Origin of the sequence: Baaleninema sp., assembly GCF_049974805.1 — a bacterium.
GTDB lineage: Bacteria > Cyanobacteriota > Cyanobacteriia > Cyanobacteriales > Geitlerinemataceae > Baaleninema.
In genome coordinates, this window is the sequence record NZ_JBNGCO010000191.1 from 1 (window position 1) to 5,126 (window position 5,126).

Annotated in this window: 7 protein-coding genes and 2 pseudogenes; 3 read left to right on the forward strand and 6 right to left on the reverse strand. The window is 48.3% G+C overall.

All coding sequences use genetic code 11. The features are described 5' to 3' along the window. The 5 genes and pseudogenes from ACP5D4_RS20875 to ACP5D4_RS20895 all read right to left on the reverse strand — a co-directional run. Positions 1-245, reverse strand: a pseudogene (locus ACP5D4_RS20875) (hypothetical protein); the annotation flags it as partial. Between the two features lie 91 nt (positions 246-336). Continuing rightward, positions 337-534: an NblA/ycf18 family protein gene (locus ACP5D4_RS20880; RefSeq protein WP_428013538.1), complete on the reverse strand. Its 198-nt coding sequence runs from the start codon at positions 532-534 to the stop codon at positions 337-339. A gap of 394 nt (positions 535-928) precedes the next feature. Then, on the reverse strand, positions 929-1,402 hold the full coding sequence (locus ACP5D4_RS20885) for a DoxX family protein (protein WP_428013539.1): 474 nt from the start codon (positions 1,400-1,402) through the stop codon (positions 929-931). After that, positions 1,347-1,811, reverse strand: coding sequence for a phosphatase PAP2 family protein (locus ACP5D4_RS20890; protein WP_428013544.1), 465 nt, complete (start codon positions 1,809-1,811; stop codon positions 1,347-1,349). The genes ACP5D4_RS20885 and ACP5D4_RS20890 overlap by 56 nt, the downstream gene beginning before the upstream one ends. Then, positions 1,791-1,925: pseudogene (locus tag ACP5D4_RS20895) on the reverse strand (phosphatase PAP2 family protein); the annotation flags it as partial. The pseudogene ACP5D4_RS20895 and the gene ACP5D4_RS20890, both read right to left, overlap by 21 nt. Before the next feature lie 418 nt (positions 1,926-2,343). Between ACP5D4_RS20895 and ACP5D4_RS20900 the strand changes: the two are divergent. Both ACP5D4_RS20900 and tal read left to right on the forward strand, forming a co-directional pair. Beyond that, positions 2,344-2,670: a hypothetical protein gene (locus ACP5D4_RS20900; RefSeq protein WP_428013540.1), complete on the forward strand. Its 327-nt coding sequence runs from the start codon at positions 2,344-2,346 to the stop codon at positions 2,668-2,670. Positions 2,671-2,681: 11 nt separating this feature from the next. Then, positions 2,682-3,833 carry a transaldolase gene (gene tal, locus ACP5D4_RS20905; RefSeq protein WP_428013541.1) on the forward strand — a complete coding sequence of 384 codons (1,152 nt, stop codon included), beginning with the start codon at positions 2,682-2,684 and terminating at the stop codon, positions 3,831-3,833. Positions 3,834-4,055: 222 nt separating this feature from the next. Here tal and ACP5D4_RS20910 read toward each other — a convergent pair whose 3' ends face one another. Beyond that, positions 4,056-4,244: a CsbD family protein gene (locus tag ACP5D4_RS20910; RefSeq protein ID WP_428013542.1), complete on the reverse strand. Its 189-nt coding sequence runs from the start codon at positions 4,242-4,244 to the stop codon at positions 4,056-4,058. A gap of 261 nt (positions 4,245-4,505) precedes the next feature. On the opposite strand from ACP5D4_RS20910, the gene ACP5D4_RS20915 reads away from it, so the two are divergent. Next, a complete protein-coding gene (locus ACP5D4_RS20915) occupies positions 4,506-4,958 on the forward strand; it encodes a hypothetical protein (protein WP_428013543.1) in 453 nt (150 codons plus the stop codon). Positions 4,959-5,126: the final 168 nt, after the last annotated feature.

A 5,126-nucleotide genomic window follows, 5' to 3' on the forward strand; every position in this document is an offset into this window, starting at 1 on the left:
GAGTTGGCTTGGCGGAGATTTAAAGGTGGATCGACGAACCAGGAATCCCCCTGCCAATTGGCGGGGGAGAACGTCAATTTACCCCGTTTGCCTTCGTATTCGTCGTTCATGCGAGAGCCGAGAACTACTACGTCAACGCCTGCGTCTTGTAGGGCGCGATAGGGCAGTTTAAATTCGGAATCTTCAAAGTGATTTTCTAGTAAAATTCCGACTCTTGGGGTTGTGGTGTTGTGTGTCGTAACCATAATTTAATCGTTTTGAACGGTTTGAGGTGAACATTGGTGTGGGGTTTGGGAATTCCCAATCCGAGAAGGTTGGGAAACGGCGATCGCCGATTTATCCAGACGCCGATGAGGTATCGATTCCCCACTGACGGGCGATGAGCGATCGATAGAGGTTGTCTTTGAGCATCATTTGTCTGTGTAGTTCGACTAAACGCTCTTGCGCTTCGCTTCGGGAGAGCTGTTTCACTTCTCCGGCAAATTTCCTGATATTAAATTCCTGTTCTAACGAGAATTCAATCGGTTCTTGCATGGCAACCTCCTGATATTACATTGCTAGTTTTAGCTGGCAAATTTGTTTTAAATTTTGTCGCGATCGCGCTCTCCATCGCCGAAGAAGGCGAGACCAGACGATCGAGCCTATTTTGAGTATGTGTCAATCTGAATCTGTTTTTCCTCTATCTCGAGATAGAATTTGAAATTGCGGCTATTTATACAGATATATTGCTTGATTTTTTATACGATTTTATATTATCGTCGCGTCGTCACGTAGTCGCGTAGTCGCGTAGGTTGGGTGTAGCGCCAGCGAAACCCAACAGCAGCAAACTTGATTCGGGAGAAGATCGCCGGATGCCGGGACTCTAGAGTGCAACCGCAAAAGAATGGGGTTCTGTCGGTTTTAAATTCGAGATATTAAGTTCGAGATTTTAAGCTCGATCGCCTTTAGGAAAACCCGGTAAAATCGACACTTGCTTGGGATTTTTCTCGGGACGCGCGTACCAATAAGCCCAAGCCATCAAAACCCCTTGAAAGGGCAGTCGAATAGCTTGAAACCACCAGCCATCAGGCACGCCGTCGATGTGAATATCGTTAAACGCCATGTTGAGATTGGCGGGAAAAACGAGGATAAAAATCGCCACGAGTCCCCAAGCGGCGCGGCGAGAAACTGGGGAGACCAGCAAGCCCAAACCGCCGAGAATTTCAAAAATACCGCTGACGTAAACGATAATTGCAGGCTCGGGAAGGGGAGCGGGAACGATTTTGATAAAGGGGTCGGGAACGAGGAAATGGAGCGTTCCGGCGACTACCATACAAACGGCGAGAATGACTCGCAATACTTCTTTATTATTTTGAAGATTGTTTTTGAAGGAAGCGATCGAATTTCGCACGAAGGTCGGCATTTTGAGACATCTCAAAGGCAAGAATACAGGCGATCAGCCATACCAAACCCGCTGCAAATCCAGCGGCGACATCAGTGGGCCAGTGAACGCCTAAATACAAGCGGGTCAAACCGATCGATCCCACGAGCGTCGCCGTGACCGCCACGATGGGAACGCGCCATTGGGGAAAACGACGCGCCAAGGCGTAACCCAACAAGCCGTAAACCACGAGGGAGACCATGGCGTGACCGCTGGGGAAGCTATAGTAACGAACGTCAACGATACGTTCCCACAGTTGCGGCCGCGATCGAGCGAAGAGGTTTTTCAGCAACAGGTTTAAGCCGGACACCCCCAGTAAGGCAATCGTCAACGACAGGGCGCGTTTCCACTGACGCTGTACCAACCAGGCGAACACGAAGCCGAGCGCCACGACGGTTAAAACGTTGGGGTCGCCGAAGTTGGTGATGAAGACAGCGGCGCGATCGAGGAAAGGGGTTCTTAACTGACCGATTCCCAGTAAGATAGCTCGATCGAACATCTGGGCTTCGTTTTCGAGCAGTTCGTCGACGATTTCCGCAAAAACCCATAAGGACAACATGGCTGTCGCCAATCCGCCAATCCACAAACTCGATAGGGTTGCGATTATCCACTCGAACGTCCGTTGACCGATTTGGGAAAACTGACGTTGGACGGTTTTGAGGAGGGGATATGACATGGGAGTTGCAATTTTGCAGAAATCTGGGAAAAGCCGAACTCGCGTGAGAGCGGCGGTTTTGGGGGGTCAGTCAGACCCCAGGGAGAATTGACAAGCATTTCGAGCTTATCCGAAGTGGCGGGATGCTTGCGTCTATCGCAGGTGAGAAGCCACGGTGGAACTGGCTTGCATTTCCCGGCTACATTAATTTCCCGGCTACATTCGATCGGGTTTTTCAGGCGGGGGAGAACGTCAACGAAACGGGTGCGTGTTGGAACGTCTCGGCTCGATCAATCTCTATCCTCGAAATCCTTCTCTTGGAGGAGAACAGGTGTTCGATCGATTCGATAAAGTGGCGGTAGTGTCAGTTTCCCCATCGCTTGTCAGGGAAGCACGAGAGATCTTGACCAGCGATCGAACGGCGATATCAGAGTGTTTCAATATGGGACAACACCGTCCGAGTCACGTCATTTTTTACGTTGTTGTCAGTATCGCCGTCATTTTGGGATGTTACGTCATCGCCAATCTATTTATCGCGATGGAATTTATCGCGATGGATTCGACCGTATCGAGCCCCGTTGAAATAGAAGTATAGGAGACCCCCTCATGGAAAACACACCACTTTCTAAAATTACCGCTTTCGGTCAAAGCATTTGGATGGACTATCTCAACCGCTCGTTAATCGAGTCTGGGGAATTGAAGGAGAAAATCGAAAGCCGCAATTTACGCGGCGTCACCTCGAACCCTTCTATTTTTGAAAAAGCCATTTCTGGCAACGAAATTTACGACGCCGACATTCAAGCAGGCGTCGAGACCGATAAATCGCCGCAACAAATTTACGAATCTCTGGCGATCGAAGATATTCGCAACGCCTGCGATATTTTCCGCCCTATCTACGAGGAAAGCAACGGACAAGACGGCTTTATCAGCTTAGAAGTCTCTCCCTATTTAGCCCGAGACTTGCAAGGCACTCTCGCCGAGGCTCGCCGCTTGTTCCAAACGGTCGATCGCCCCAACGTGATGATTAAAATCCCCGGCACGTTAGAGGGATTTGGCGCGATCGAACAGTGCATCTCCGAAGGCATTAACGTCAACGTGACGCTGTTGTTTTCTGTCGAAAATTACAAACAAGCAGCCTGGGCTTATCTCCGAGGACTTGAAACTCGCGTCCAAAACGGACAACCTGTCGATTGCGTGGCATCAGTTGCCAGCTTTTTTGTCAGTCGCATCGACTCGAAAATCGACGCGATGCTCGACGAATGCTTGCAAAAAATCGGCACCAAAAATCTCAGTGAAGAAGCCCGCTTGCAAGAGTTGAAAGGCAAAGTTGCCATCGCTAACGCCAAAGTTGCCTATCAAGAATACAAGCAAATTATCGACAGCAATCGCTGGCAAGCCCTCGAAGCCCAAGGCGCGAAACCGCAACGTTTGTTGTGGGGAAGTACGAGTACGAAGAACCCCGACTACAGCGATGTGTTGTACGTTAACGAACTGGTCGCACCCAATACGGTGAACACTCTGCCGCCTGAGACGATCGAAGCCTTTTTTGACCACGGCGAACCTCAGCCGAACCGCATTGAAACGGACGTTGAAGGGGCGTATCACACCCTCAAAACTCTCGGCGACTCCGATATCAATATTGACCTCGATCGCGTGATGGAAGAATTACTCGATGAGGGAATTGAGAAATTTATTAAGCCTTATCAGTCCCTTCTAGATTCCTTGGAAGAGAAATCAAAGCAGTTAACGCCTGCCTAATTTGAACTCTTTCTAAATCTCAGTGAAGGTTTTCCCCATAGCCTCCTTGGATATCAGGATGCTATGGGGTTTCTTAATAGATTAATTTCTTTATCAACGGTTGTTTGAACCTTTGAAAACGCCATTTTTGAATGTTGCCATTTAAGTGACTATACATTTAAGTGACTATAAAGAAACCCGGTCTCGTGGCGAAACCGGGACGATCGGACTTCTCTGGGTAAATTAAGCCTTATCGATCGCGTTTTTCAAATCGTCTTTGACGTCTTCTTTCGTTTGTTCGGCTTCCGCTTTGACTTGCTGCGCTTTGCCTTTCGTTTCGTTGTCCGAATCGTCGGTCATTTTGCCGACGGTTTCTCGGATTTTACCTTCGGCTTTATCTTTCATGGCTTTGGCTTTATCTTGAATACTCATAAATTAAGTCTCCAGCTTTCGTCTTGACTTTAATTTAGAAAATATTGACCGAACTGCCATCACTCGAAAGTAACAAATGCGATCGATCGTTTTCTATTCATACAAAACTTATTAAAAAGTGGTCGTCTTCCATGATTCTAACCTTCATCTATCTGAAGAGAGACCTCATTGCGATCGAACTCTTTCCCCAGGGGGTTCGAGATTTCAAACCGTCGTGACAGACTAAAGTTAACTGGAGAAAAAATGAAAACTGTAAAAATCATGAAAATCAGAAATCTTTTAATTGCACTTTCCATGACGCTGATGCTATTCGTCGGCGCCTGTTCCTCCGATACCACGACCAGCTTACGGGATCTCAATCCCACCGTCACCACAGAAAAAGACGTGATGGAAGAAGTGCGCGACATTCCCGACACTCTCGGCGATTACTCCGAAACCAAAGCCGACGACTTCCAACGTCGCGCCGAACGGGATTTAGACCAACTGCAATCGAAGATCGATCGTCTGAAAAAACGAGCGCAAGGGAAAGAAGACGCCAGCGATAAAGTGGAAACGGCGATCGACAATTTAGAGAGTCAAGCGCAAGACCTGCGGCAGAAACTGCAACAGTTTGGGTCTAACGCCGGAAATGCCAGCGACAACCTGAAAAACGGCATCGAATCCGCTCTCGACGACTTGCAAACTGCTTTTGAAAACGCTCAAAACCAGTTTTAGAGAAGCGATCGAAATTTGCAGCCAACGATGTGCTAGGTTCGGGGAAGAGGGAAGAGTGTAGCAAGAGTGTAGCGTGAAGACTTCAGACAGTTGCTACGGAATGGGTACTCTATCAGGGCTATTTCATTCTCAAGGGAAGCCAAAGATGCTAGAGTGTCAGATTAATCC

Bases quoted from the DNA above. Each gene is read 5' to 3' on its own strand.
- ACP5D4_RS20910 (WP_428013542.1), bottom strand. From the start codon at position 4,244: ATGAGTATTCAAGATAAAGCCAAAGCCATGAAAGATAAAGCCGAAGGT.
- ACP5D4_RS20880 (WP_428013538.1), bottom strand. From the start codon at position 534: ATGCAAGAACCGATTGAATTCTCGTTAGAACAGGAATTTAATATCAGG.
- ACP5D4_RS20885 (WP_428013539.1), bottom strand. From the start codon at position 1,402: ATGCCGACCTTCGTGCGAAATTCGATCGCTTCCTTCAAAAACAATCTT.
- ACP5D4_RS20915 (WP_428013543.1), top strand. From the start codon at position 4,506: ATGAAAATCAGAAATCTTTTAATTGCACTTTCCATGACGCTGATGCTA.
- tal (WP_428013541.1), top strand. From the start codon at position 2,682: ATGGAAAACACACCACTTTCTAAAATTACCGCTTTCGGTCAAAGCATT.